Annotated in this window: 29 protein-coding genes and 1 pseudogene; 17 read left to right on the plus strand and 13 right to left on the minus strand. The window is 67.2% G+C overall.

Translation table 11 applies throughout. From position 1 onward, the window contains the following. Nucleotides 1-2,171: DUF4132 domain-containing protein (locus QK444_RS01835; protein ID WP_282776413.1), on the plus strand; the 2,171-nt coding region annotated here is incomplete at its 5' end. 15 nt (nt 2,172-2,186) lie between these two features. Here the strand turns inward: QK444_RS01835 and QK444_RS01840 are convergent. After that, nucleotides 2,187-2,633 (minus strand): MarR family transcriptional regulator, encoded by a 447-nt coding sequence (locus QK444_RS01840; RefSeq protein ID WP_282776415.1) that lies wholly within the window; start codon nt 2,631-2,633, stop codon nt 2,187-2,189. 78 nt (nt 2,634-2,711) lie between these two features. Between QK444_RS01840 and QK444_RS01845 the strand changes: the two genes are divergently transcribed. Further along, entirely contained in the window at nt 2,712-3,086 is a 375-nt protein-coding gene (locus QK444_RS01845; RefSeq protein ID WP_282776417.1) for a cupin domain-containing protein, read from the plus strand. A gap of 26 nt (nt 3,087-3,112) precedes the next feature. On the opposite strand, the gene QK444_RS01850 is transcribed toward QK444_RS01845, so the two are convergent. From QK444_RS01850 to QK444_RS01865, 4 genes are all read right to left on the minus strand, one after another. After that, nucleotides 3,113-3,952 (minus strand): ion transporter, encoded by an 840-nt coding sequence (locus QK444_RS01850; protein WP_282776419.1) that lies wholly within the window; start codon nt 3,950-3,952, stop codon nt 3,113-3,115. Nucleotides 3,953-4,090: 138 nt separating this feature from the next. Then, complete coding sequence (locus QK444_RS01855; protein ID WP_029926806.1) at nt 4,091-4,666, minus strand: TerD family protein; 576 nt, start codon at nt 4,664-4,666, stop codon at nt 4,091-4,093. A gap of 253 nt (nt 4,667-4,919) precedes the next feature. Continuing rightward, a complete protein-coding gene (locus tag QK444_RS01860; protein WP_282776422.1) occupies nt 4,920-5,462 on the minus strand; it encodes a YetF domain-containing protein in 543 nt (180 codons plus the stop codon). Between the two features lie 140 nt (nt 5,463-5,602). Further along, the gene (locus QK444_RS01865; protein WP_282776424.1) at nt 5,603-6,058 is read right to left on the minus strand and encodes a hypothetical protein; all 456 of its coding nucleotides are present in this window, start codon (nt 6,056-6,058) and stop codon (nt 5,603-5,605) included. A gap of 75 nt (nt 6,059-6,133) precedes the next feature. On the opposite strand from QK444_RS01865, the gene QK444_RS01870 reads away from it, so the two are divergent. Next, nucleotides 6,134-6,724, plus strand: a complete 591-nt coding sequence (locus tag QK444_RS01870) for a hypothetical protein (RefSeq protein WP_282776425.1) — start codon at nt 6,134-6,136, stop codon at nt 6,722-6,724. 27 nt (nt 6,725-6,751) lie between these two features. Here QK444_RS01870 and QK444_RS01875 read toward each other — a convergent pair whose 3' ends face one another. Continuing rightward, entirely contained in the window at nt 6,752-7,174 is a 423-nt protein-coding gene (locus QK444_RS01875) for a nuclear transport factor 2 family protein (protein WP_306358338.1), read from the minus strand. Between the two features lie 131 nt (nt 7,175-7,305). On the opposite strand from QK444_RS01875, the gene QK444_RS01880 reads away from it, so the two are divergent. Further along, a complete protein-coding gene (locus tag QK444_RS01880) occupies nt 7,306-7,731 on the plus strand; it encodes a hypothetical protein (protein ID WP_282776426.1) in 426 nt (141 codons plus the stop codon). A gap of 427 nt (nt 7,732-8,158) precedes the next feature. Here the strand turns inward: QK444_RS01880 and QK444_RS01885 are convergent, their stop codons facing one another. The 5 genes from QK444_RS01885 to QK444_RS01905 all read right to left on the minus strand — a co-directional run bounded on the left by QK444_RS01885 (nt 8,159) and on the right by QK444_RS01905 (nt 11,810). Beyond that, nucleotides 8,159-9,628: an amidase gene (locus QK444_RS01885; RefSeq protein ID WP_282776427.1), complete on the minus strand. Its 1,470-nt coding sequence runs from the start codon at nt 9,626-9,628 to the stop codon at nt 8,159-8,161. A gap of 20 nt (nt 9,629-9,648) precedes the next feature. Further along, complete coding sequence (locus QK444_RS01890) at nt 9,649-10,152, minus strand: cupin domain-containing protein (protein WP_282776428.1); 504 nt, start codon at nt 10,150-10,152, stop codon at nt 9,649-9,651. A 102-nt stretch (nt 10,153-10,254) separates the two neighbouring features. Beyond that, nucleotides 10,255-11,439, minus strand: coding sequence for an NAD(P)/FAD-dependent oxidoreductase (locus tag QK444_RS01895; RefSeq protein ID WP_349239506.1), 1,185 nt, complete (start codon nt 11,437-11,439; stop codon nt 10,255-10,257). A gap of 54 nt (nt 11,440-11,493) precedes the next feature. Beyond that, complete coding sequence (locus QK444_RS01900; protein WP_282776487.1) at nt 11,494-11,619, minus strand: hypothetical protein; 126 nt, start codon at nt 11,617-11,619, stop codon at nt 11,494-11,496. Further along, nucleotides 11,592-11,810, minus strand: coding sequence for a winged helix-turn-helix transcriptional regulator (locus QK444_RS01905; RefSeq protein ID WP_306358339.1), 219 nt, complete (start codon nt 11,808-11,810; stop codon nt 11,592-11,594). Before QK444_RS01905 ends, QK444_RS01900 begins: the two co-directional genes overlap by 28 nt. Here QK444_RS01905 and QK444_RS01910 point away from each other — a divergent pair. The 7 genes from QK444_RS01910 to arsA all read left to right on the plus strand — a co-directional run bounded on the left by QK444_RS01910 (nt 11,763) and on the right by arsA (nt 18,283). Next, nucleotides 11,763-12,095, plus strand: coding sequence for a nuclear transport factor 2 family protein (locus QK444_RS01910; protein ID WP_282776479.1), 333 nt, complete (start codon nt 11,763-11,765; stop codon nt 12,093-12,095). The genes QK444_RS01905 and QK444_RS01910 overlap by 48 nt on opposite strands. A 217-nt stretch (nt 12,096-12,312) precedes the next feature. Further along, nucleotides 12,313-14,133 carry a hypothetical protein gene (locus tag QK444_RS01915; protein WP_282776430.1) on the plus strand — a complete coding sequence of 607 codons (1,821 nt, stop codon included), beginning with the start codon at nt 12,313-12,315 and terminating at the stop codon, nt 14,131-14,133. Between the two features lie 474 nt (nt 14,134-14,607). After that, entirely contained in the window at nt 14,608-14,922 is a 315-nt protein-coding gene (locus QK444_RS01920) for a metalloregulator ArsR/SmtB family transcription factor (RefSeq protein ID WP_282776431.1), read from the plus strand. Next, nucleotides 14,919-15,659 carry an MIP/aquaporin family protein gene (locus QK444_RS01925; RefSeq protein ID WP_282776432.1) on the plus strand — a complete coding sequence of 247 codons (741 nt, stop codon included), beginning with the start codon at nt 14,919-14,921 and terminating at the stop codon, nt 15,657-15,659. Before QK444_RS01920 ends, QK444_RS01925 begins: the two co-directional genes overlap by 4 nt. 16 nt (nt 15,660-15,675) lie before the next feature. Further along, complete coding sequence (locus QK444_RS01930; protein WP_282776433.1) at nt 15,676-16,086, plus strand: arsenate reductase ArsC; 411 nt, start codon at nt 15,676-15,678, stop codon at nt 16,084-16,086. A gap of 11 nt (nt 16,087-16,097) precedes the next feature. After that, the gene (arsD, locus tag QK444_RS01935; protein ID WP_282776434.1) at nt 16,098-16,490 is read left to right on the plus strand and encodes an arsenite efflux transporter metallochaperone ArsD; all 393 of its coding nucleotides are present in this window, start codon (nt 16,098-16,100) and stop codon (nt 16,488-16,490) included. Beyond that, nucleotides 16,490-18,283 (plus strand): arsenical pump-driving ATPase, encoded by a 1,794-nt coding sequence (gene arsA, locus QK444_RS01940; protein WP_282776435.1) that lies wholly within the window; start codon nt 16,490-16,492, stop codon nt 18,281-18,283. Before arsD ends, arsA begins: the two co-directional genes overlap by 1 nt. 9 nt (nt 18,284-18,292) lie before the next feature. Here arsA and QK444_RS01945 read toward each other — a convergent pair whose 3' ends face one another. After that, entirely contained in the window at nt 18,293-18,964 is a 672-nt protein-coding gene (locus QK444_RS01945; RefSeq protein ID WP_282776436.1) for an arsenate reductase ArsC, read from the minus strand. A gap of 41 nt (nt 18,965-19,005) precedes the next feature. Next, entirely contained in the window at nt 19,006-19,704 is a 699-nt protein-coding gene (locus tag QK444_RS01950) for a helix-turn-helix domain-containing protein (protein ID WP_282776437.1), read from the minus strand. Between the two features lie 64 nt (nt 19,705-19,768). On the opposite strand from QK444_RS01950, the pseudogene trxB reads away from it, so the two are divergent. The 6 genes and pseudogenes from trxB to pstB form a co-directional block, all read left to right on the plus strand. Continuing rightward, nucleotides 19,769-20,722 (plus strand): annotated as a pseudogene (gene trxB / locus QK444_RS01955) (thioredoxin-disulfide reductase); the annotation flags it as partial. A gap of 66 nt (nt 20,723-20,788) precedes the next feature. Further along, nucleotides 20,789-21,283 (plus strand): low molecular weight phosphatase family protein, encoded by a 495-nt coding sequence (locus tag QK444_RS01960; RefSeq protein ID WP_282776481.1) that lies wholly within the window; start codon nt 20,789-20,791, stop codon nt 21,281-21,283. Between the two features lie 121 nt (nt 21,284-21,404). Next, on the plus strand, nt 21,405-22,364 hold the full coding sequence (locus tag QK444_RS01965; protein ID WP_282776438.1) for a PstS family phosphate ABC transporter substrate-binding protein: 960 nt from the start codon (nt 21,405-21,407) through the stop codon (nt 22,362-22,364). Then, entirely contained in the window at nt 22,361-23,347 is a 987-nt protein-coding gene (gene pstC, locus QK444_RS01970; RefSeq protein ID WP_282776439.1) for a phosphate ABC transporter permease subunit PstC, read from the plus strand. Before QK444_RS01965 ends, pstC begins: the two co-directional genes overlap by 4 nt. After that, nucleotides 23,347-24,246: a phosphate ABC transporter permease PstA gene (pstA, locus tag QK444_RS01975; RefSeq protein ID WP_282776440.1), complete on the plus strand. Its 900-nt coding sequence runs from the start codon at nt 23,347-23,349 to the stop codon at nt 24,244-24,246. Before pstC ends, pstA begins: the two co-directional genes overlap by 1 nt. A gap of 22 nt (nt 24,247-24,268) precedes the next feature. Then, nucleotides 24,269-25,135 carry a phosphate ABC transporter ATP-binding protein PstB gene (gene pstB, locus QK444_RS01980; RefSeq protein ID WP_282776441.1) on the plus strand — a complete coding sequence of 289 codons (867 nt, stop codon included), beginning with the start codon at nt 24,269-24,271 and terminating at the stop codon, nt 25,133-25,135. Nucleotide 25,136 lies beyond the last annotated feature (1 nt).

The following is a 25,136-nucleotide window of genomic DNA, read 5'->3' on the forward strand; positions in this document are numbered from 1 at the left end:
CCTATGTGTGGGTCGCCCGGGTGGGGGCGCCGCCGCCCGGGGCCGCCGCGGGGGGGGCGGCGGCCGAGCGAGCGAAGGAGATACCGCTGGTACCCGGCCTGAAACCGCCCACGGAGCGGAGCGCCGTCTGGGAACCGGGTGAACGGGAGGGATGGCTGCGGCTCGCGGACCGGTTGCGCCCGGCCAGTGCCCTGATTGGTGCCGAGGACTGGGGTCAGGTGGTGCGGGCCTACCGCGACGGCGCGATCACCCGCCCCTCGTATCAAGCGAATATGTTCGGTGCCGCACCGGTCGAACTGGTGGCACCGCTGCTGCCGGAGTGGCAACCGCGCCTCACCGGAATCGGGGCGGGACACGATCTTCGGATGCTGGCCGCCCGGTTCGAATGCGACGCGCTGCACGTCATCGTCTCGAATGCCAAGTCCAACGCCTACGACAACGGCCCGGCGCTGGTGCCCTTCCTCGAGGTCGAGGTGGCGCGCCTGATGGCCGACTGGTTGGTGCGCTTGAAATCGGCGCAGCGGATCGCTCGCGGCTGGTTCAGCCGGCACGGTCTCACGGCCGTGCCCTATCTGGTGCCCGACGCGCTCGCCAAGCGCCGGCTTCCGCGGGAAAAGGCCACGGCCGCATTGGCTCTCATTGCCGAGACGCACGGAGTGGCCGAGGTCGTGGCGGCTGCCCGCGTGTTCGGCGAGGAGACGGCGGCCGGGGTCGCGCGACTGCTGAGCGTCGAGACTCCCGAGGTCGTGCAGACCGGACCGGTGGACAAACCCGCCAAACCGCCGAAGCTGCCCTGGCTGAATCGCGACGAGCTGCCCGAGGTGCGCCTGCACGACGGCAGCCCCCTGTCCGCGACCGCGCGGGACAATCTGATCGGCGGGCTCGCGCTGTCGCCCGGCTACCGGTGGAACGGTCCCGCGCAGGCCTATCCGGGGCTGCGAGAAGCCGTGGAGCAGTGCGATTCCCGAACGCTGGCCGCCTTCGGCTGGGCGCTGTTCGAGCAGTGGCTGCACGCCCGTATGCCCGCCCGCAACGCCTGGGTCGTCGATCAGTTCTGCTGGCTGGCCGATGACGCGGCCGTCGAGCGGTTGGGCGCGCTGCTGCTGCGCTGGCCGGGTGCGGGCAGCGACAAGCATGCCATCGGCGTGCTCGGAGCCATCGGTACCGACATCGCGTTGCTGCACCTGCACCGAATCTCCCAGCGCGCCAAGGCTCCCGGCCAGCGAACCACGGCTGAAGGCTGTCTGCACCTCGCCGCCACCGCACGCGGCCTGACCGCCGACGAACTCGCCGATCGCCTCGTGCCCGACCTCGGTCTGGACGCGGACGGCACCCTGCTGCTCGACTACGGGCCGCGCCGCTTCACCGTCGGATTCGACGAGCAACTGTCACCGTTCGTGATCGACGAGTCGGGCACGCGGCGCAAGACGCTGCCCAAACCCGGCGTCAAGGACGACGGCGAGCTCGCACCCGCCGCTTATGAGCGCTTCGGTGTGCTGAAGAAGTCCGCGCGCGGTGTGGTCGGCGATCAGATTCTCCGCTTGGAGCGGGCGATGGTCACGCAGCGACGCTGGAGCGCAGCCGAATTCGACCGGTACCTGGTGACGCATCCGCTGCTGCGGCATCTCGCACGCCGTCTGGTGTGGACGACCGGCGAGACGAATTTCCGGCTGGCGGAGGATTTCACGCCGACCGATATCGAGGATGCGCCGGTGGGGCTCCCGGAATCGGCGCGTATCGGCATCGCCCACCCACTCGAACTCGGCGACGCGGTCGCGCGCTGGGGTGAGGTCTTCGCCGACTACGAGATCACCCAACCGTTCCGGCAGCTCGGGCGGCCCGTGTACGCGCTCACGCCGGAGGAGCGCGCCACGCGCCGGATCCGGCGGTTCGACGGGGTCGAGGTCTCGGTGGGTGCGCTGCTGGGACTCACTCGCCGGGGCTGGGACCGGGCGGCCGCGCAGGACGGCGGCGTCCAGCCGGGCCTGTACCGCGCGCTGGGTGCGGGGCTGAAGCTGATCGTCGAGCTGGATCCGGGCATCGTCGTCGGAGCCGTCGACATCCACCCTGTCCAGAAGATCACCGAGATCTGCTTCACCGCAGGCGATCTCGACACGTTGACGGAGGTGACCGCCTCGGAGGTGCTGGCCGATCTCGCCGGTCTCACCTGATCGGCGAATCCGCACTCACCAGGCCGCGGGTCGGACCCGTCCGGGCGTCACCACCTGCGCCAGCACGTCCCGCAGCGCGCCCAGTGTCGAATCGCCGAGCGTGGCGGCCCAGCGGGCGGTGAGGTCCGCCGCGGCGGCATCGGCCGCCCGGGTGCAGGCCCATCCGCGCTCGGTCAGGGTGATCAGCCGGGCGCGGGAATCCTGCGGATGCGGATTGCGCTCCGCGTAGCCCTTGCGAACCAGCTCGTCCACCAGCTGACTGGCCGCCTGCTTGGTCACCCCGAGGTGTTCGGCGATCTCCCCGACCGCGGCCCCGTGTGGGGCCATGCGGGCGAAGGCGAACCCGTGCGTCGGCCGCACATCGGTGAATCCGGCCGCCACCACACCCGCGTGGATGGCATCGGTGACCTCCGCGGCGGCGGCGAGCAGGAGCAGCGGCAGGTCCTGAGCGGAAGCGGGCATAGGGGAGATTTTGGCACTTGACAAGAAGGTCAACAAGCTTGACTATTTAGACAAGTTGCTTGACCGATAGGAGTGTCGATGCCCGTAGTCCGCGCCGCCGATGCACCCGTGCACCACCTGCACGGCTCCCGTTTCACCCCGCTGATCCGCCCGTCCTCCGGCAGCGCCGAGGTCTGCGTCTGGAAAGTGGAGGTGGCCCCCGCCACCGCCGGTGTCCCGCACCGCATTCTGCGTGAGGAGGCCTTCGTCCTGCTCGACGGTGCGATCACCCTCACCGTTGACGGCGTCACCGCCACCCTCGCACCCGGCGACGCCGCAGTCGCCCCCACCGGCTCGACCATCGCCCTCGGCAATGACTCCGACGGCCCTGCCACCGTGCTGGTGTCCACCACCGTCGGCTTCACCGGAGAGCTGCTCGACGGCACCGTGGTAGCACCGCCCTGGGCGAACTGACCGCTCCGCCCGACCGGAAAGGCGTTCTACACCAGTCGCTCTCGGTCCAGGCCGCGTTCGAGCGCGTCGAGCCGGGCGTTGACGGTACGCAGCAGCTCCAGCATTTCCTGGCGCTCCGCGTGCGCAGCCGTCTCGCGCGCCTCGAGCTCGGCGCGCTGATCCTGGTCATGGATTTCCTGGGTGGCGCTGACGATGATCGCGATGAACAGATTCAGCACCACGAAGCTGGTGAGCAGGATGAACGGCACGAAATACAGCCAGGCGTAGGAGTATTCGGTCATGACCGGGCGGGCGATGCCCATCGACCAGCTTTCCAGCGTCATGATCTGGAACAGGCTGTAGAGGCTGCGGCCGAGATCGCCGAACCAGTCCGGGAACCGCTGGCCGAACATCTCGGTGCCGACGACGGCGAACACGTAGAACAGCAGTCCCAGCAGCGCCGCGGACCAGCCGATGCCGGGCAGGGCCTGGGCCAGCGAGTCGACCAGCATGCGCAGCCGCCGCACCGTCGACAGCAGCCGCATCACCCGCAGCACCCGCAGGGTGCGCAGCACCGACAGCGGCCCCACGGCGGGCACCAGCGCGATACCGATGATCGCGAAATCGAAGATGTTCCAACCGGATCGGAAGAACCGCGGTCCGGTCGCGATCAGCTTCAGCAGCAGCTCCACCACGAATACCGCCAGCAAGGCGCGGTCCAGGCCCGCCAGCAGATCTCCGGCATGCGCCCGCGCCGCCGCGGAGGTCTCGACGCCGAGCACCACCGCATTGCCCAGGATGAGCGCGGTTGTCGCGCTGCGTACCCGCGGCGAGTCGACCCACCGCTCCAAGGCCACCCGCCAGTCTGCTCGGGATGCAGAGCCCACCGTATCCTCCACCGCCACACTCTCTTTCGGAGTTCGAACCCCGGAGAGCTTGGCATCGAGCGGACGGCGTGTCGAATCGTGCGGATGGTCCTGGGAGCGTGCGGGTCTGCCCGCCCCGGGCAGTGGCCGAGGCCGGCCTCAGATATTGACGCCGTAGTCGCGGGCGATGCCCGCCAGCCCCGAGGCGTAGCCCTGCCCGACGGCCCGGAACTTCCACTCCGCACCATTGCGGTACAGCTCCCCGAACACCATCGCCGTCTCGGTGGAGGCGTCCTCGGTGAGGTCGTAGCGCGCCAGCTCGGTGCCGTTGCTGCGATCCACCACCCGGATGAACGCATTGCGAACCTGGCCGAACGACTGCTGCCGCGTCGCGGCCTCGTGGATCGACACCGGGAAGAAGATATTGGTGATCGTCGGCGGCGTATTCGCCAGATCGACATTGATCACCTCGTCGTCGCCCTCGCCCTCACCCGTGAGGTTGTCGCCGGTGTGCTCGATGCTCCCTTCGGGCGACCGCAGGTTGTTGTAGAAGATGAAGTGCTGATCCGACAGCACCTTCCGATCCGCGCCGCACGCCAAGGCGCTCGCGTCGAGATCGAAGTCCGTCCCCGTGGTGGATCGCACATCCCATCCGAGTCCGACCGCCACCGCGGTCAGATTCGGTGCCTGCTTCGACAGCGAGACATTGCCACCCTTGGCCAGACTGACACCCATCGTGAATTCCTCCCTCGTCCTTACTCCTCGGCCCGGCGGATCGTCCGCCGTGACCGGCTCGTGCGCGCGACCTGCGGCAGCTTCGACCATAGTGTTTCGGAGCAGCGGCATGTCGGCGGTGCGCGGACGAACCTGTCAGGACCCGGCGACGCGGACCGATCCCGCTCAGCTGGGGCGGTCGCATCGGTCATCCATTTCACCCGCTCGTCGCGCGCTGATCCGGGTTCCGTAGCGTGGGACGTGCTCCGTTCGCTCAGTCGCGGGCGCGTCCCTGATCGAGGAGTTCCGCCCCGACGACGTCGGCGAGCAGGCTGGGATCGATCGGTCGGTCCGAACGCAGCACACTGATGCCGCCGGACGGTTCGAAGATCACGGCACCGACGTCGTCGGGACGGCTGATGCCCGCCTGCCGCAACCGGGAATGCAGCTCCGACCGGGACACGTGACAGGTGCGCAGATGCGACTCCAACACCTCCCGTCCCGCCATCAGCAGCACCGGCCGGTTGACCACCCGCGAGCCGACCCGGGTACCCCGCACCACCCCGACGAGGGCCTGAATGGTCATGAGCGTCACCAGCGCGACAACCCCACCGGCGAGACGCGGCGAGTCCCCCAGCGCCGCCCGACCGATCACCGCCCCGAACGCGATCACCGCGACCAGATCGAAACTCGACATCCCCGACAACACCCGCTGCCCGAGCAGCCGCACCAGGACCACCATCACGAGGTACATCCCGGCCGTGGCGAACACGACCGCCAACGCCCCCTCGACCGAGATCCCGAGCAGCTCAAACATCGCGCTCATCCCGACGCGACGGCCAGGGTTTCGACATGTTCGGCATCATCCGGCCAGCGTACGAACTCCGCCCGGCTCGATACGCGCGAGCCCGTTCGGCTATCGGGTCCGCGCCGCGGCGGCCATGGCCGAAGGTCGGATCAGGCGCTTCCGGCCGCCGTCGCGTGCCGACGGGCACCACTGTGTTGCCGACTCGGAGCGATCACCGCCGCACCGAAAGCGAGGCAGGCGATTCCGAAGGTGAGGATGGGTGGGGGCAGTTTGATGACGGCCGCGGCGAGGGCGAACGCGCCGAGTGAGAAGGCGAGACCGACGAAGGCGATCGGGCGGGTTCGCTCGATCGGGTCGGTGCGGCGTGCGGCCAGGAGGAACAGCACGCCCGCCAGCAGCATGCTGCAACCCATGGCGATGCTGAATCCCATATTCAGGGTGTAGAGGTCGTTGGAGCCGCCCGCGAGTGCGAAGCGCTCGCGGCGCATCACCTGTTCCGCGGCGGTGTCCGCGACGACGAACCGCGAGACGATATCGGCCGTGGCGTGGATTCCGCCGGTCGCGATCCAACTCCACGCGCCGATTCGATAGGGGAGATAACGCATAGCCGCTCCTCGTCCGGGCTGCGCGGGCAGGTCCGCTACAGCTGTAGTGGATGCTACAGCTGTAGTGTCGAGGTTGTGGAACGAAGTGCGCGAGATCGCAAAACCCTGCTGGCGGACGCGGCGACCGACATCATCGGCACCGAAGGTCTTCGAGGGCTCACCCACCGCGCCACCGACGCACGGGCCGGGCTGCCGTCGGGAACCTGTAGCTACCACTACCCGGCGCGCAGCGACCTGCTCGCCGCGGTGCTGCACCGCATCAGCGAACTCGACCGCGCCGATATCGACCGGTACCGGCCCGGCCCCCTCACGCCGGACCTGGACCCGGGCCTACTCGTCGACGGCACCACCGCGACCCTGTCGCACTGGCTCGGCCCGGCCCGCATCCGCAGTCGCGCCAGCATGATCCTGCGGCTCGACCCGGGCAGCCGCGCACTGATCGAGTCGGCGATGGGAAGCGTCATCGCCGAATTCCACGCGATGGCGTCGGCGCTCACCGGCGACCCCCACCGCGCCCGGCTGGCCATCGCCCTCATCGACGGGATCCTGTTCGACGAACTCACCCGCGGACCCGAACCGGTCGATCTCGATCAACTCCGCGCTCAGGTCGCGGCCGTCGTCCGGGTGACTCTGCCCGAGCGCGAAAGCCTGCCGCACCGTGGGTGACGCCGACCGCGGAAGCCGTTCACCGGCTCATGTCCCGGATGCCGGACTAGCCGCCGCGCCTTCGACGGCTGCGGTGAGATCGATGATCGCACCGTCGTGCACCGCCACCACGTCGAGCGCCATCGCCACGAACGCGTCCCGCCGCTCGTCCCGCCAATAGGTGCCGAACGCGGGCTGACCGTTCGCGACCGTCGCCAGGAACCGCCAACGGAACCGGGCCGGACCCGCGATCAGGAAGTCTCGAATCTCGCTACGGCCGGCATACCATTCGGGCAACGGCGGCATGGCGTAGCGGGCGTCGGCCGCGAGCAGAGCCACGATGGCGTCGATGTCCGCAGCCTCCCAGGCGGCGGTGTAGTCGCTGGCCAGCTGGCGGGCCCGCGGATCGTCCGGCCCGCGTGACGGCGCGGGCCGATCGGAACGTTTTCGCCCCCCGTGGGCAGGTCGTATCGCGGCAGACCATGGTCAAGCCCTGGGTTTTCGGGGTTTCGACCCCGGACGGATTCTGCAACCCTGGCGACGCGTACGGCTCTCCGGCTGAGCGCCGGAGCGATCACCACGACACGAAGGATCGCCGAACCATGAGAATCGCAGGATCGACCGCCGCCTGGGCGGGCGCGCTGTTCCTACCGGCCGTGTTGGCTCCCGCGGCCTCCGCGGAGGTGGACGACATCACCATTTACGCTTGGGGCAACAGTGAAGTACCGGTCGCCTGCGATTTCGTGGGAGCCAACTGCACGGTCATGGCCCGCATGTTCGGCCCCGACTACGACCTGCCCGCCACCGTGACCATCAACGGCCGCGACCTGGATTCGCCTGAGCGCCTGGACTATCCGGACCGGGAGCGCAGCGCGATACGCGGCACCTGGCGACCCCCGGCCAAGGGCACGTACACCATCGTGGCCACCCAGGGTTCCTCCACCAAAACGCTCACCGTCGAGATCACCGGTGACCCCCAACTCGGCACCGGTTCGCTGTCGGGGCTGCCCAGCGGTTCCAGCAGCTGACCGTGCGCGGCGTCGTCATCCCTCGGACGAGAGGCCGCTGGGAATGGGTATCCGGGTCAGGAGGCAGAAGAGCAGGGACGGCAGATCGCGAGGGTTGTAGCAGGGATCGCCGACTGCTTGGGCCGCGCTGGGCCGGGACTCCTCCAGCGGCACAGCCCCGGCAGGAGCGACGGCGGCCACCGGCGCGGCCGCGAGGACGATGGCGAAAACACTGGCGCGGAAGCAATTACGCATGAAGGTCCGTTCTGTTGGTTGCCAACTGAGGACAGACTGCCAGGGTCGCGTGGTCCGAACAACACCAATTCGGCAACTGTTGATCAGCTACGCTTATCGGTGCTGGACACATTGCGTATCAGTCACCCGGATCGGAATCGCACACTGCCGCAACGATTCACGGCACAGCTTCCCCGGAATGACACCGAGGCGATCATGAGGCATCGCGCTCGGCATCGACACTCCCGACCCGGTCGGGGGGCGGGATCGGCTGTGGCTGGGCGTCGATTCGCGCCCACGGCATCGCTTCCTCGAGTTCGAAGGCGAGTTCGAGCAGGGTGCGTTCGTCTCCGATGTTCGCCGACAGGTGCGATGCCAGCGGCAGACCCGATCGCGTTCGGTGGAGAGGGAGCGTGATGGCAGGCGTGCCCGAGATGTTGTTCAGCGGCGCGTAACAGTCGAAGGCGCTCAGTCGCTCCAACCACGAATCGAACGGCTGATCCGGCGACAGGTGGCCGAGAACCGGCGTCGAGTGCGCGACCACGGGCGACAGCAGTACGTCCACGTGGTCGAATGTCGATCTGAATCGCTTCTGCACCTGCCGAAGTCGATGCAGAGCGATCGGTGTGCGGATGAACGCGCGCCGGTACTGATCGCAGAGGCCGCTGGTTGTCGTCTCGAGTTCGGCCCGGTCGAGGCCGGACCCGACGATCTGAGTGGCGGCCATCCGGATGGAGGTCATGAGCAGCCCCATATACAGCAGGTAGTCGTTCAGGAAGTCCGCTCGGACGGGCATCGCTACCGCGGTGACGTGGTGCCCGAGAGATGCCAGCAGATCCGCCGTGACCCGGATGGATTCCCGCGTTTCCCGGTCGACCGGGCTCGAGGTGGGAGCGGACAGGACTCCGATTCTCAAGCGAGTACGACTGGCACCGGCCACATCGCACACGGGGCGCAGTCGGGGGTTTCGGTAGCGGCGCTCGGCCTCGAACATCATGCGTGCCGTATCGCGAACCGACCGCGTGAGGACGCCCTGAACCGCGATTCTGAGCGGCATGGCCTTCTCCGAAACATCTTCCACCAGTCGTCCACGGGACGGTTTGAGGCCCACGAGACCACACGCCGCGGCGGGGATCCGGATGGATCCGCCCGCGTCGGTGGCGTGGGCGATGGGAACCACCCCGGAGGCGACCAACGCCGCGGCGCCGCCCGACGAACCGCCCGCGGAATAGTCGGTGTTCCAAGGGTTTCGGACCGGTTCGGCGCGCGAGTACTCGCAGGTGACATTGAACGCGAACTCGGGTAGCCGGGTCTTCCCGATCGGGATCATTCCGGTGCGCACCATCTGGTCGACGAAGTGTCCGTTCGCCGAAGCAGGGGCCGCGCGAAACGAGGTGCTGCCGAACTGTGTCGGCAGCCCGGCCATGGCGGTGTTGTCCTTGATCGCGGTCGGCACGCCGCCGAAGGCCCCACCGCCACAACGGTCACTGGCGGACACTGCGCGATCGAAGTCTTCGATGGCGAGGCCGCGCAGAATCGGGTCCGCGTCGTGTGCCCGGGCGATGGCGGCCTCGACGACTTCGCGCGCCGAGACCTCGCCCGAGGCGATGCGCGTCGCGATCCCGCACGCATCCAGATCGGCGAGTGCGTCGTCCCTGAAGGTGTGGACGCGATTGTTCTCCATGCTCTCGAACCTCCGCCGCTCTACACGGGCGGCAGGTCGTAGGGCATGACCTCGATCCCGTATTGCCCGGCGACGACCGGACATTCGGTGCCGCCTCGGGGCGCTTCCTGCGTCGGATCCGTAAGGATGGTGCCGTCCTCCAGGAACATGCCCTCCAGACCGGCGGGTGCCACGAGGATGAGCATCCGTGCATTGCGGTCGGTTTCGTTGCGGAAACCACGAACCACCCCGACCGAAGCGTTGAGGAACGTCCCCGGCCCCGCGGGGATGCGTTCGGTCTCGGTGTAGAAGGCGACCTCGCCGTCCAGGACGAAGAACGCCTCCTCCTCACGGCTGTGCACGTGGAACGGCGAGCCCTCCCCGGGGCGCAGAGTAGCTTCGAAAAGGGAGAATTTGTCGTTGGTTTCGGCGCTGGTGGCCAGGAAGCGGTAGACGATCCCGCCCGATGCGACCCGCAGGCCCTCGCCCGGGGCGCACACGGTGGGAAGTTGCACGTCGGTGGCTGTCGTCTCGTTGTTCTTCATGTGAGTGCTCCTTTTACAGTGGTTGGTCGTCGAGCAGTGTGCTCTGCGGTTCGGCGCCGGTCTCGCGAACGCGTGACCGTGGTGTCGTGCGAGATGTGGTGTTCAGGACAGTGGCGAGCGGGGGTCGGAACGCTTCGCGTGCAGGACGATCGCGCTGACCTCACGTTCCATCGCGGGCGAGAACATGTCGTCCGGCGGCACTTGGTCTCGCCGGGCGAGGGCGGTGTCGACATCCCGCTCGAGGAGGTATCCGTTGATCGCGATAGCGGCGGCGGATCCGGCACCTGCGGCGGTGATCACCTGTGCCCGAGGGTCGGCCACGTTTCCGGCCGCCCAGATGCCCGGCACACTGGTTCGGCCGGTCCCGTCCACGGTGACGAATCCGTGGGTTCCGACATCGCATCCGATCCCGGTCAGCAGGGAGTCGTTGGGTATGAATCTGGGGCCGACGAAGAGCGCCGCTCGGGGGACGAGTCGCCCGTCCTCGAGCTCGACCGCGCGGAGCCGATCGTCGTCGACGACGATGCCGCGCACGGGTCCCTCGACGATCTCGACACCGCGAGCGTGGATGCGAGCTCGTTCTCCGTCCGTCAGCTCGATGCCATTGGGGAAGAAGACCACATCGCTCGACCACTGCGGGAGCAGCAATGCCTGGTGGATGGACAGTTCTCGGACATCGCCCCCCAGGACGCCGATCGGTTCGTCGCGGACCTCGTAGCCGTGGCAGAAGGGGCAGTGCAGGACATCGATGCCCCACCGCTGCCGCAGCCCGGGGACGTCCGGCAGTTCGTCCCGGAGGCCGGTGCTGACCAGGATCGCACGGGTTTCGAGCTCTCGCCCATCGGTCAGCTGCACAACGAATCCCGGATCGACTCCACGCCAGGAGATTTCGGTGACGTGCTCGTCGATGAGATCGACGCCGTATTCGCGTGCTTCCTGCCGTCCGGTGGCCACCAGGGCGGCGGGCGGCGTTCCGTCCCGCGACAGGAACCCGTGCACGTGCGCGGCGGGCCCGTTCCGAGGGAGGTGGCTGTCGATCACCGCGACGGCGCGGCGGGCGCGTCCGAGCACCTGCGCGGCGGTCAGGCCGGCGGCGCCACCGCCGATGATGACGACATCGAGAAGACTGTCGGTGGTGCTGTCTCGCTGCATGACCTGAGCGTGCCCGCGGCGGACCGGCGGCGGCAAAGAAGCTTGCTGTTTCCGCAACGGATTGCCGTACTCGATGCGCCAGTCCTCGGCGCATCCGTCGAGGGAACCCAGGTATTCGTCCGTATCGGAGCGCACGGATGTTCCAGGCAGTAACCCTCCGCCGGTCCTCCCCGCAGGTCACTGACTTTCTCAGTACATGCGCGCGTTGTAGGGCCTGGAATCGACCGCCAGTACCGCGCACCCGATGACGCCGCCCATCAGCACGGCTTTGGTGATGAGGTTGGTGGTCACCTGGGGCGCGAGCCCCAGTCCCATAGGACCCGCAGTACCGGGACAAGCGCGTGTCCGCGTTCGGTGAGCGTGTAGCAGACTCGGGCCGGCCACCCGGGTGTGCGTCTGCGCTCGACGACTCCAGCCCCGGTCAGCTGGGTCAGCCGGTCGGAGAGGACCACGATTTCCTGGCCGGACTGCGGGGATTCCTGCCAGGGTTCGATGCCACGCGGCACCTACTGGGTCCGATCGTGGTTGAGCTGGATTCCGAGACCACGGCGACGGCGCGGTCTCACGCCCGAGTCACGCACGTGCTCACCGAGGCCGTCGGCGAACGGATCTGGGTGATCGGCTGCCGCTACACGATCGGCCTCACCCGGCGGAACGACACCTGGCTGCTGTCGTCGTCTCGGGTACGCATCTCGTACGAGGAAGACAGCCGCGAACTGGAAACCACCGCGCGCCAACGGGTGACCGCAGCATCGGGATCGTGCGTCTGTTTTCGGTTGTCGCGAGTCTGACTGTGGTGCTGGCGACAGCGGGATGCACAGGGGCAGAGTCGAATTCTCATGTCGCTCCTATCACGAGCACAACGGAATCGGTGCAGCCGGCGGTTGAGGGCGCACCCAGGTGGTCGATCGACAACTGATGCGTCACGATGTGCGGACCGGTGCCCCGCTGTGGGCGCAGCCATTGCCCGCGGGCGTGGTTACCGAGGACACGGTGGGAATCCACGGTATGACCGCGCCCGCCGAGCCGGAGTATCTGCCGGTGAACGTGTATGAGCCTACGCGGACGCCGTGGGCGCTGGTGGAGGCGGAGACGGGCCCGGTCCTGCCCGGGCGTCTGCCGAGCCGCGGCTGGCATCTTGTCGGCGCTGGCACGTTCCTGGTCGGGTCTGATCACGATGATCCTCACTTCCGAGTCTTCTTGAAGCGTGTCGACGCCGAGAAGGCCACAGCACCAGAGGAATCCATTGTCTACAGCGGCCGACGAGCCGACGGCGAATGTGAGCTGGCGCTTGCCCCGTGGGGCAGCGACGAATTCATCGGTAGCGGGTCACGCATTGCCGCGGTGACCTCCGATGGGCGACCGCAGCTGTTCGATCTCGCAACGGGAGACGCGGTGTGGATCGGTTCTGCCGCGGGGGTTTCCATCGATGGCGACGATCAAGCGGTGCTCGTACGCGAGCAGGCTGACCGGGGCGCGCTGTCCTTGCTGGATATGTCCACCGGGACGACACGATGGACCATCCCCGATCCCGGTTTGGAAACTACGTCGGCGTCGTGGCGGACGATCGTCACCCATAGCCGGGTGGCGTTACAGGGCTGGGATGACGAGGGCCCCCGCCACTCAGGTGTACGACAGCATGAGCATCCCACCGGTTCGTGGGATCCTTGGCGGGTGATGGAGGCGGCGCGGTATGAGTTGGCGCGGATGCGGGGGTCGGCGGGCGTGTGGCGGGAGCTGCGCTATGAGCGGGCCACGGGTGCCGATGGATACGACTGCGACCGGAACGCGGTGCGGCGAGCGACCGTGTTGTGGGCGTTGCAATACGATCGCGGACCCGACGACCTCCCATTGATTCGATGGGTGGCCGAGCAGGAGGCGCGGTGCCGCCGCGAGGCGCCGTTCCAGGGGTTGAGCGAGGAGACCGACCTGGCCGGTCTGCTGCTCGCCGAGTACCGGCGAGTGGAGGACGTGTGGCTGCACTGGGAGATCAAGCGAGCCAATTTCGACACCTGGTGTGGCTATGACCGCGAGTATCTCTGCGCTGCCGGGGTGCGGGCCACGATCGCCTACGTGCGCGACAGCGGGCACGCCGACCGGGGCCCGGTACTCGAGCTTCTGCTCGACGGAGAGGGTCGGCCGTGCGTGTCCGAGGACGGGTTGGCGAAGTGGTGGCAGCGGCAGCGGTCGCGCTTCCCCGCTGATCCTGGTGCCGAGGACCCGCTGACCTGGGTTGGGCGCGCGAAACTGGCCGGCGACCGTGAACTGGCACGCCGGGAGCTGGACCGGTGGCTCGCCGGTCGTGAGCGGGACAGTGCCACATTGGGGCAGCTCCGCCACCAGTTGGCTGATTTAGGGGCCCACGCCGAAGCGGCCCGGGTCCAGCGAGAGAGCCTGGTGTACGCCGAAACCCCTTGGGACTCGGCGTCGTCCTGGCTCGCCCTGGCCGGACTGGAGCGCCGGGCCGACAACCACCATGCCGCCTGGGATGCGCTCCGCGAGTGCCGCCGAGCCCTCGACGGCGTGTCCGGATGGGCAGAAGTGGGCCTGGGGCGGATGTACGTGGAGGAGCTGTTCCTGCTGGTCGGTTCCGCAGAGGGCGAGCTGGGCGAGGAGGTGTTCGCCGAGGCGGACCGGCAGGCACGCGACGTACCCGGCTTGCCGTTGGCGGCATTGCGGTCCGCTGTCGCCGCGGCCGACAAGGTCGGTGACCAGTCCCGAGTGGAGCACTATCAAAATCTCCACGATGCCGAGCAACGCCGCATCGACGCAGAGTTGGCCCTCACCCGCGATGCCTCGAGTCCTTCCGAACCAGGCCAGCGCACATGAGCGGACAACCGTTCGCCTGTGCCAGGGCGGCAAGCATTCTGAGCGACTACAAGCCCTGATGTCGCTCGGGCACCCCACGTCGTCGCTGATGAAACGGCGAAACCCCTGACCAGAATTCTTCGGTCAGGGGTTTCTCGCTGTGCGCCATCAGGGACTTTGACACACTTTGCCCGCCTACAGACAGGCTGTAGGGGTTCATGCGCTAGACGTTAGCCCTCGGATCGGGGCCGGTCAAGGCCGTAAATTTGCCGACCCTGGACTGGTCGCAGGCCCGAATCTGCGGTGAGTTGAGAACAGCATCTTTGCGCCTCCCTTGGTCCAGCGCGAGGCGTGGTTCGTGAACTTTGGGGTGTGGGGCGGGGTGGGTTCACCAGGTGTTCGCTTGCTTACCGATTCAATGACTGTCAATATCGACGAGTGTCTAAGTCAGGTCTGCCGATCGTCGCGGTGTCGGAGCCGTGCGAGGTCGCGTCGATGGCGCAGGAGCCGTTGACTGCTGATGCCGCTGCCCGGATGGCGGTTGTGTTCAAGGCGTTGTCGGATCCGGTGCGTTTGCGGTTGCTGAGCGTGGTTGTCAGCCATGTCGGGCAGGAAGCGTGCGTGTGTGATCTGTCGGACGGGTTCGATGTCAGTCAGCCCACCATCTCCCATCATTTGAAGGTGCTGCGTGAGGCAGGGTTGCTGAGCAGTGAGCGGCGTGGGTCGTGGGTGTACTACCGGGCGGAACCGGCGGCGCTGCGACAGCTGTCGCATCTGCTGACTGCCGAGGCCGGGGAGTTGGGGCAGTGAACAGGCTCGCGCGTCGGTTGGTGGCCGAGTTTCTCGGGACCGCGCTGTTGGTGACGGTGGTCGTCGGCTCGGGCATCGCTGCCGAGCAGCTCTCGCCCGGCAATGTCGGATTGCAGTTGCTGGAGAATTCGACGGCGACGGTGTTCGGGCTCGCGGTTCTGATCCTGGTGTTCGGTCCGATCTCCGGCGCGCATTTCAATCCGGTGGTGTCGGCGGCGGATTGGCTGATGGGCCGCCGCCGGGGCACCGGTATCACCGGTGTCGATTTGCTCGGCTATATCGTCGCGCAGGTAGCCGGCGGTTCGGTGGGAGCGGTGTTGGCCAATGCCATGTTCGATCTGCCTGCCTTCCAGATCTCGACGCACGACCGCATTACCGGCGGGCACCTGCTCGGTGAGGTGGTGGCGACGGCGGGACTCATCGCGGTGATCTTCGCGTTGGCGCGCTCGGGGCGCGCGGCTCTGTCTGCTGCCGCGGTCGGGGCGTATATCGGTGCGGCGTACTGGTTTACCAGTTCGACATCGTTCGCGAATCCCGCGGTCACCATCGGCCGGATCTTCTCCGATACGTTCGCCGGTATCGCTCCGGGTTCGGCGCCGGGTTACATTGCCGCCCAAATGCTCGGTGCCGCCATCGGATTGGCTGCCATCGCGTGGCTGTATCCCGACAGCGCTGGGACTGCGGACGATGTCATCGTCCCGCACGAGACCACCGAACAGCTCCCCGCTTCCTCCTGAAAGGACTTCTCCGCTCATGGCATCCAAGCCCAGCGTGCTCTTCGTCTGCGTGCACAACGCCGGACGCTCTCAAATGGCGCAGGGGTTCCTCGCCCACCTGGCGGGTGAGGACATCGAGGTGCGCTCCGCCGGTAGCGCACCGGGGGACAGCCTCAATCCCGCCGCCGTCGAGGCCATGTCCGAGCTCGGCATCGACATCACCGATCAGTCTCCGAAGATTCTCACCCCGGACGCCGTCGAAGCCTCCACTGTCGTCATCACCATGGGTTGCGGCGACGCCTGCCCATATTTCCCGGGTGTGGATTACCGCGATTGGAAGCTCGAAGATCCTGCTGGCAAGGGAGTCGAGGCTGTACGTCCCATCCGCGACGAGATCCGCAAGCGCGTCGAGGATCTGATCGCCGAACTGCTTCCCGCCCGCGCCTGAGAGGAATGCCCGTGAGCACCGTCGAGATCTTCGAGCCCGCCCTGTGCTGCAACACCGGCGTCTGCGGCCCCGACGTCGATCAGACGCTGGTGGAATTCTCCGCCGACCTGGATTGGGTAACGAGCCGGGGCGGCACGGTTGCTCGCCACAACCTCGCGGGCGACCCAATGGTATTCGCGGCCAATGACGCGGTCCGGAGGTTCCTGGAGCTGTCCGGATCCGAAGGGCTGCCGTTGGTCCTGGTCGACGGCGTGACCGTGTTGACCGGGCAGTATCCCAGCCGCGACCAGCTCGCGCGCTGGGCCGGAGTATCGGAACCCGCGCGGGTGTCGCCACCGGGCGGAGTTCGGTTGCTCGATCTGTCGGCGAGCACGTCGTGTGAACCCGACAGCGGCTGCTGCTGATGTCGGTCGCACAACCGGGATTCCTCACCGATCCGCCGCGCTTTCTGCTGTTCACCGGTAAAGGCGGGGTGGGCAAGACCTCTGTCGCCTGTGCGTCGGCACTCGCGCTCGCGCGTTCCGGCCGCACGGTGCTGCTGGTCAGCACCGATCCGGCGTCCAACCTCGGGCATGTTTTCGGCGTGACCGTCGGTGCGACCGTCACCCCGGCGCCCGCGGTTTCCGGGCTGTCGCTGCTGGAGATCGATCCGGAGCAGACCGCGCACGCGTACCGGGAGCGGATAATAGGGCCGGTCCGGAACCTGCTGCCCGTCAAGGAGATCGAGGCCATCACCGAGCAGCTGTCGGGCTCCTGCACCACCGAGATCGCCTCGTTCAACGAGTTCACCGGTCTGCTGGCCGAGAGCGCCGCGGCGGAGTTCGATCACATCGTGTTCGACACCGCGCCCACCGGGCACACCATCCGGCTGCTGCAGTTGCCGGGCGCGTGGACGGACTTCCTGGACAACGGGAAGGGCGACGCCAGCTGCCTGGGCCCGCTGTCGGGTCTGGAGCGGCAGCGCGCGGACTATGCCGCCGCTGTTGCGGCACTTCAGGATCCGGCTCGTAGCCGCCTGGTGCTGGTCGCTCGCGCGCAGCCCTCGACGCTCGCCGAACTCGACCGCACCGCGACCGAACTCGCGGCCACCGGGATCCGCAGCCGTTTTCTCGTCCTCAACGCCATGCTGCCCCAGCCCGCCGATGGTGATCCGCTGGCCGAGGCCATCTACGGCCGCGAGCAGGCGGCGGTGGCCGCCATGCCCGCGACGCTGGCCGGATTGCCCTGCGACCGGCTCGAACTCGCTCCGGTCGATATCGTCGGACTGTCGGCCCTCGACCACCTGTTCACCGGTTACCCCGAGACGGCGGCAGAGCCCGGCGAGATCCCCGTGCCTGCGATTCCCGACGCGCCTCTTGCGGCGTTGGTCGACGACTTGGAAGTCGCCGGGCACGGTCTGATCCTGTGCATGGGTAAGGGCGGTGTCGGCAAGACCACCATCGCCGAAGCACTGTCGGTCGCCCTCGCGGCCCGTGGGCACGACGTGCACCTGACCACCACCGACCCCGCCGCGCACGTGGACGCCACCATCGCCGACGGATTGGCGAATCTGGAGGTGTCGCGCATCGATCCGGCCGAGGCCACCGACGCCTATCGCGAGCGCGTCCTCGCCACGAAGGGCGCGAAACTCGATGCGCAGGGCCGAGCCGCGCTGGCGGAGGATCTACGGTCACCGTGCATCGAGGAGGTCGCGGTCTTCCAAGCCTTCTCGCGCATCGTGCACCAATCCCGTCATCGGTTCGTCGTCGTCGACACCGCACCCACCGGCCATACCCTGCTGCTGCTCGACGCGACCGGCTCCTATCACCGAGAAGTCGCGCGGCAGATGGGCGAAAGCCGGTCCTTCACAACACCGTTGATGCGATTGCAGGACCCCGAGGAAACCAAGGTCGTACTCGTCACGCTCGCGGAGACGACCCCCGTCCTGGAGGCCGCAGAGCTGCAGGCTGATCTGGAACGCGCCGGCATCACGCCATGGGCCTGGGTGATCAACAACTCCGTCGCCGCAGCGGGTACCGAATCGCCGCTGCTGCGACGGCGTAGCTGGGGTGAGGCAGCCGAGATCCGCAGGGTGGCATCGGAGTACGCCACCCGCTGCGCGGTAGTGCCCGCGCAGGCCGTCAGTCCGGTGGGAGTCGCCGCACTGGCCTCCCTGACCGGCGCCGTCGTGGATCGGGCGGGCGCGTCCACGCATTAGGGGCCGAACTCAGGAGATCGGGACGTCGAGTTCGGTGAGCAGGCGCCGGACTCGCTGTTCGATCTCGTCGCGGATCGGGCGGACCGTGGCGACGTCGGCACCGGCGGGATCGTCGAGAACCCATTCCTCGTAGCGGCGGCCAGGGTATATCGGGCACGCGTCGCCGCAGCCCATCGTGATGATGACGTCGGCGGCGCGGACGATCTCCTCGGTCCAGGGTTTGGGGAACTCTCCCGCGATATCGATGCCGACCTCGGCCATGGCCGCGATGGCCGCGGAGTTGATCTCCCCGGCGGGCTCCGAGCCGCCCGACCAGGCGACGGCGTGCTCCCCGGCGAGCTGGGTGAACCAGCCCAGTGCCATCTGGGAACGACCGGCGTTGTGCGTGCACAGGAACAGGACCGTGGGCTTGCCGTCGGTGATCTTGCCTTCCACCTTGGCCAGGGCGCGCAGGCGCTGGCGGGCGAACCGTTCGGCGAGCAGCGGCAGGAAGTTGACAATCGTTGCCCGACCGGCGAATTGGTCGTAGGAGGAGTGCAGGAACCGTTCGATGGTCTCCACACCGAAGGTGGTGGCGAACTCCGATTGCAGTCGGGTCGCGGCGGTTTTGAGCGCCAGCTTCTGATCGATGGACAGTTCCGCGCGCCGGTGATCCGGCTCGGTGACGGGTGATTCTGTCATGACAAGCTCCTGGATTGCTGGAAGAAAGGTGAAGACGGAAATCAGGGGTGCGGGGCTTCGCCCGCGACGTGTTCGACCGTGGCCGCGACCCGCTCGACGCGGTCGGCGATGAGCTCGAGCGCGTGGTCGAACGCCTCGTCGGTTCCGGCGGGGACCGGATCCGGGATCGACCAGTGCAGGCGTTCGATTCCCGAGGGCAGCTCCTCGTGCGCGTTGTCGCAGACGGCGATGACGAGATCGCCGGATCGCAGCAGGCCCTCGATGCCTTGCGGTCGTCGAGGGCGCATCGGGATCCGGTGTCGGTGAGCCGTCGCCACGGCACCGGGATGCACCTGTTCGGCGGGGTGGGTGCCCGCCGAGATCACCGGCACGCTACTGCGTTGCGCCCAGGCCGCTGCGGCGAGCTGGGACCGCGCCGTGTTGCGACTGCACACGAATACGACCCGCGTCGCCGCATATCTGCTGTGCGGCAGCAGCTTTCCTTCGAAACCGGGCAGCAGGCGCAGATAGCTGCGCCGCCGATCTCCCTCGGACCGGCCGCGTTCCACCAACCCCACGCGTTCAAGCACCTTGAGGTGATGTGCCATCAGATTCGTCGGGATCGACAACAGCCCGCACAACTCCGACGACGACATGTCACCGACGGCCAGCGCATCCACGATGCGTAGCCGGGTGGTATCGGCCAACGCGGCATGCACGTCGGCACGCCGCTCCGCAGACCAAGATTGCTCAGTACTCATTGACTCAATGATCACTGAGCAATAATGTGGTGTCAAGACCCGGCACGACCCGAAGGAAGCTCCCATGACATCTCCCGCCACGGTTCACGACCTGATCATCGTCGGCTCCGGACCTGCGGGGTACACCGCCGGAATCTATGCCGCCCGAGCGGAACTCGCGCCGGTGCTGTTCGAGGGAACTCAGTTCGGCGGCGCGTTGATGACGACCACCGAGGTGGAGAATTTCCCCGGGTTCCGCGACGGCATCATGGGCCCCGACCTCATGGAACAGATGCGTGAACAGGCCCGGCGGTTCGGCGCCGACGTTCGCACCGAAGACGTCGCCGAACTCGACCTGGCCGGGCCGATCAAGAAGGTCGTCGCCGGGGATACCGTCCATCGAGCCCACGCCGTCATCCTGGCGATGGGCGCGGCGGCTCGATACCTTGGTGTACCGGGCGAAGCCGCCCTGCTCGGGCGCGGCGTCAGCGCCTGCGCGACCTGCGATGGATTCTTCTTCCGCGGCCAGGACATCGCGGTGATCGGCGGTGGCGACTCCGCCATGGAGGAGGCGACCTTCCTCACTCGGTTCGCCCGCAGCGTCACCCTGGTGCATCGACGGGAGGAATTCCGGGCCTCGCGAATCATGGTGGAGCGAGCCAAGGCGAACCCGAAGATCCGATTCCTCACCAGCGTCGAGCCGGTCGAGATCGTCGGAGAGGGCAGCGTCACCGGTCTGGTGGTCCGCCATGCCGTCACGGGCCGGCAGTTCACCCTCGAAGTGACCGGCGTCTTCGTCGCCATCGGCCATGACCCGCGCAACGAACTCGTCAAAGGCCAGGTCGAACTCGATGCTGCGGGCTACGTGCGCGTGCAGTCACCGACCACGGCCACCTCGCTGGACGGCGTATTCGCCGCCGGTGATCTCGTGGACCACACCTATCGGCAGGCGATCACCGCCGCGGGCACCGGATGCTCCGCCGCCATCGACGCCGAGCGGTGGCTCGCCCAGCGCGGGGACCTCGCCGCCAATACGCTCACCGCCGGAGAACTCGTCACGACCGGGGTGTCTCATTCGTCGGCGAAGAAGCCGTCGGTGCTGTTCGTGTGCGTCAAGAACGGTGGGAAGTCGCAGATGGCTGCCGGTTTGATGCGCCATGCCAGCGGCGGCAGTGTCGATGTGTACTCCGCCGGCACCGAACCCGGCGTCGCTCTCAACGCCCTGTCGGTCGAAGCGCTGCTCGAGCTCGGTGTGGACATCACTGGTGAAACACCGAAAGCCATTGATCCACAGTTGCTTTACGACGTCGACCTCGTCGTCACGCTCGGTCGCGAAGCTCGGCTCGACCCGGTGCCCGGCACGCGATCGGAGAACTGGGACACCGATGAGCCCTCCGAGCGCGGGATCGACGGGATCGAGCGCATGCGCCTGATCCGCGACGACATCGCCACCCGCGTGCGCGAGCTGTCGGAGTCGCTGAACTCCCCGTCCGAGGCGAGGGTCGCAGGATATTTACCTGTGCCGCAAGGCAATTCCGATGCCGAGGCGTACCGGGCCACATCCATCTCCGTTTCTGGATCGAAATTTATCGGCCTTTAGGCATGGTGTCCGTTCCGCGTTCACGCCCCGTTCACATCGAAATATTTCGATACAGATGTCCCGGGATGAGGGTCCGACCGCGGCGGCCGGGCAACGGGATTGAACAGGAAGGCAATTCACCATGACGATGCGCCAAGTCAAGCGCGTGCACCTGCTGGTACTCGGCGCCGTCACCGCGCTGACCGTGACCGCCTGCGGCGGGGGTGATTCCGGTAGCGGCGAAGATCTGTCCGGTCCGGTCGTCATCGACGGATCGTCGACGGTGGAGCCGTTGTCGGCCGCCGCGGGCGAGCTGTTCATGGAGAAGAACTCCGGAGTCCGGGTGACGGTCGGAACATCCGGTACCGGTGGCGGATTCAAGAAGTTCTGCAACGGCGAGACCGACATTTCCGACGCGTCGCGTCCGATCAAGGACTCCGAGAAGCAACAGTGCTCGGGCAACGGGATCAACTACAGCCAGATCCAGGTGGCCAACGACGCGCTGACGGTCGTGGTGCACAAGGACAACACCTGGGCCAAGTGCCTGACCGTGGCGCAGTTGAAGAAGATCTGGGAGCCGAACTCGACGGTCAAGAACTGGAGCGAGGTCGACCCGTCGTTCCCGAACGAACCGCTGACTCTGTATGGCGCGGGCGCGGATTCGGGCACCTTCGACTACTTCACCGAGGCGATCAACGGCAAGGAAGGCGACACCCGCACCGACTACAACCCGTCCGAGGACGACAACATCACCGTCCAGGGGGTGGCCGGCGCCAAGGGTGCGATGGGCTACTTCGGTTTCTCCTACTTCGAGGAGAACGCCGCCAAGTTGCGGGCGGTCGAAATCGACGGCGGCAGCGGCTGTGTCGCGCCGTCGGTGCAGGCGGCTCAGGACAACACCTACAAGCCGCTGGCTCGCCCGCTGTTCATCTACGTCTCCGACAGGGGCGTGAAGAAGCCGCAGGTGGAGAAGTTCGTCGAGTTCTACATCGACAACAACACCGAGATCGTGGAGGCGGCCCAGTTCGTGCCGATGACCTCCGCGCAGATCAGCGATGCGCGAGCCGACCTCGCAGATATCAAGGACAAGGCCGGTCAATGACCGTCCGACAGCGCGATACCGAAGGCCGCCCGGAATCGGGCGGCCCCTCGGCCGTGTGGACGGGCGCGCCGGTCGATCTGCGCCCGCAGAGCTCCCGCATCGGGGAGAAGATCATTCGGCTGTCGCTGCTGGGCTCGGCGTTGCTGTCGGTGGTGGTCACCGTCGGCATCGTGCTGTCGCTGTTCCTGCCGCTGGGCGAGTTCTTTCGCCATGTCGGGGTCATCGAGTTCCTGTTCGGCACCGAGTGGACCGCCGCGTTCGGCGACAAGTTCGCCTGGGACGACAAATCCTGGGGTGTGCTGCCCCTGGTTGTCTCCACGTTGATGATCACCGCCATCTCGCTCGTCGTGGCGGTGCCGTTCGGCTTGGGAACGGCGATCTACCTCAGCGAGTACGCACCCGAGCGGGCGCGGCGAATCCTCAAGCCGCTGTTGGAGATTCTCGCGGGCATCCCGACGGTGGTCTACGGTTTTCTGGCGTTGACGATCATCACGCCGATCCTGGCGCGGTTCATCACCTTCGAGGGCATCTACACCAATCTCGCGCCGGGCATCGTGATGGGTTTCATGATCGTACCCACGGTCGCCTCGCTCAGCGAGGACGCCATGTCCGCGGTCCCGCTGGAATTGCGGCAGGGCTCCTACGCGCTCGGCGCCAACCGCATGAAAACCACACTGCGCGTGGTGTTCCCGGCCGCCATCTCGGGCATCGTGGCCGCCATCGTGCTCGGCATCTCCCGCGCGATCGGCGAGACCATGATCGTGACGATCGCCGCCGGCAGCCGCCCGCACCTGTCGTTCGACCCGCGCGAGGGCGCGCAGACCATGACCGGATTCATCGCGCAGATCGCCTCCGGCGACGCCCCGCACGGCAGCCCGGTGTACTACGCCCTGTTCGCCGTCGGCGCGCTGCTGTTCCTGATGACCCTGGTGATCAACCTGATCAGCATCCGGCTGGTCCGCAAGTATCGGCAGGTGTATTGATGCAGTTCCACACTCCGACAGCCGATCTGGTTCGAAACCTGCGGTCCGGACGTCGCCGCGACACCGCCTCGATCGTCTTCGCATTGACCCTGTGGGCGTGTCTGGCCGTGGTGACGGTGTTCCTGTTCTTCATCCTCGCGATCATCGTGCAGAAGGGGCTGCTGCGCTTCGACGCCGACCTGGTCACCGAACAGCCGTCGAAGATCCGCCCCCAGAACGCGGGAGTGGCCTCGGCGCTGTGGGGCACCATCTGGGTGTGCCTGCTCACCGCGGCCATCGCGCTGCCGCTCGGCATCGGCGCGGCGGTGTACATGGAGGAGTACGCCGATCAAACGCGGTGGTGGAATCGCTTGATCGAGTTGAACATCCAGAACCTGGCGGCGGTGCCCGCCGTCATCTACGGCATCCTCACCCTCGCGTTCGTCGTGCGCGGCCCGATCTCGATCGGCGGGGTGGTGCTGGCCGGTGGCATCGCGCTGGCCCTGCTGATCCTGCCGGTCATCATCATCACCACCCGGGAGGCGATGCGCGCGGTGCCGCGCGAGATCCGCGACGGCTCACTGGCTTTGGGTGCGACACTGTGGCAGACCACGTGGAAGCAGACCCTGCCCGCCGCCATTCCGGGCATCACCACCGGCGCGATCCTGGCGCTGTCGCGGGCCATCGGCGAGGCCGCGCCGCTGATCCTGGTGGGCGCCACGACCTTCGTGACCTTCAACCCCGACGGCGTGTTCTCCCGCTACACCACACTGCCGGTGCAGATCTACAACCTCGTCCCGCAGGACCGCCAGGCATTTCGCGATCTGGCCTATGCCGCGATCCTGCTGCTGATCATCGTCCTGCTCGCCATGAACGCGGTCGCGATCTGGCTGCGCAACCGCTACCAGCGCCGGTGGTGAACCGCCAGTGAAGGAGTCAACCATGCCCCCTGCCGAAACCGATGCCGTGGGCACCCGGACACCGCTGATCAATATCGAGCGTCCCGGTGAACTTCCGCCGGTGGAAGGCGATCCCGACGGCGTCATCTCCCTCGACGATCTCGAGGTGTACTACGGGGACTTCCGTGCCGTCACCGATGTGGATATGAATTTCGGCAGCCGGGAGATCACCGCGCTCATCGGCCCGTCGGGCTGCGGCAAATCCACGGTGCTGCGTTGCCTCAACCGCATGAACGATCTGGTGCCGGGGGCGCGCGTGGTCGGCCGGGTCGCCTATCACGGGGTGGACATCTACGCCCCGGAGGTCGACGTCATCGAGGTGCGCCGCCGCATCGGCATGGTGTTCCAGAAACCCAACCCGTTCCCGAAATCCATCTACGACAACGTCGCCTACGGTCCGCGCGTCACCGGCATGAACGGCAATATGGACGAGACCGTCGAGAAAGCGTTGCGCGGCGCGGCATTGTGGGACGAGGTCAAGGACAAGCTCAAGCAGAACGCTTACGGGCTGTCCGGTGGTCAGCAGCAGCGCCTGTGCATTGCGCGGGCGATTGCCACCTCGCCGGAGGTGATCCTGATGGACGAGCCGTGTTCGGCGCTGGACCCGATCGCCACCGGCAAGATCGAAGATCTGATGGCGGAGTTGGCGAAACGGTTCACCATCATCATTGTCACCCACAATATGCAGCAGGCCGCCCGCGTCTCGCAGCGCACCGCGTTCTTCACCGCCGAAGCCGACGAGAAGGGCCAGCGCACCGGACGACTGGTCGAATACACCACCACCGAACAGCTTTTCGCGAACCCGCAGGACCCGCGCACCGAGTCCTATATCTCCGGCCGGTTCGGCTGAC

The organism is Nocardia sp. CC201C, assembly GCF_030010695.1.
Classification (GTDB): domain Bacteria; phylum Actinomycetota; class Actinomycetes; order Mycobacteriales; family Mycobacteriaceae; genus Nocardia; species Nocardia otitidiscaviarum.

Coding starts and splice junctions, on each gene's coding strand:
- QK444_RS01840 (WP_282776415.1), bottom strand. CDS start 2,633: ATGCCCGCTTCCGCTCAGGACCTGCCGCTGCTCCTGCTCGCCGCCGCC.
- QK444_RS01845 (WP_282776417.1), top strand. CDS start 2,712: ATGCCCGTAGTCCGCGCCGCCGATGCACCCGTGCACCACCTGCACGGC.
- QK444_RS01855 (WP_029926806.1), bottom strand. CDS start 4,666: ATGGGTGTCAGTCTGGCCAAGGGTGGCAATGTCTCGCTGTCGAAGCAG.
- QK444_RS01860 (WP_282776422.1), bottom strand. CDS start 5,462: ATGTTTGAGCTGCTCGGGATCTCGGTCGAGGGGGCGTTGGCGGTCGTG.
- QK444_RS01865 (WP_282776424.1), bottom strand. CDS start 6,058: ATGCGTTATCTCCCCTATCGAATCGGCGCGTGGAGTTGGATCGCGACC.
- QK444_RS01880 (WP_282776426.1), top strand. CDS start 7,306: ATGAGAATCGCAGGATCGACCGCCGCCTGGGCGGGCGCGCTGTTCCTA.
- QK444_RS01885 (WP_282776427.1), bottom strand. CDS start 9,628: ATGGAGAACAATCGCGTCCACACCTTCAGGGACGACGCACTCGCCGAT.
- QK444_RS01890 (WP_282776428.1), bottom strand. CDS start 10,152: ATGAAGAACAACGAGACGACAGCCACCGACGTGCAACTTCCCACCGTG.
- QK444_RS01900 (WP_282776487.1), bottom strand. CDS start 11,619: ATGGGACTGGGGCTCGCGCCCCAGGTGACCACCAACCTCATCACCAAA.
- QK444_RS01915 (WP_282776430.1), top strand. CDS start 12,313: ATGACCGCGCCCGCCGAGCCGGAGTATCTGCCGGTGAACGTGTATGAG.
- QK444_RS01920 (WP_282776431.1), top strand. CDS start 14,608: ATGGCGCAGGAGCCGTTGACTGCTGATGCCGCTGCCCGGATGGCGGTT.
- QK444_RS01930 (WP_282776433.1), top strand. CDS start 15,676: ATGGCATCCAAGCCCAGCGTGCTCTTCGTCTGCGTGCACAACGCCGGA.
- arsA (WP_282776435.1), top strand. CDS start 16,490: ATGTCGGTCGCACAACCGGGATTCCTCACCGATCCGCCGCGCTTTCTG.
- QK444_RS01945 (WP_282776436.1), bottom strand. CDS start 18,964: ATGACAGAATCACCCGTCACCGAGCCGGATCACCGGCGCGCGGAACTG.
- QK444_RS01950 (WP_282776437.1), bottom strand. CDS start 19,704: ATGAGTACTGAGCAATCTTGGTCTGCGGAGCGGCGTGCCGACGTGCAT.
- QK444_RS01965 (WP_282776438.1), top strand. CDS start 21,405: ATGACGATGCGCCAAGTCAAGCGCGTGCACCTGCTGGTACTCGGCGCC.
- pstC (WP_282776439.1), top strand. CDS start 22,361: ATGACCGTCCGACAGCGCGATACCGAAGGCCGCCCGGAATCGGGCGGC.
- pstA (WP_282776440.1), top strand. CDS start 23,347: ATGCAGTTCCACACTCCGACAGCCGATCTGGTTCGAAACCTGCGGTCC.
- pstB (WP_282776441.1), top strand. CDS start 24,269: ATGCCCCCTGCCGAAACCGATGCCGTGGGCACCCGGACACCGCTGATC.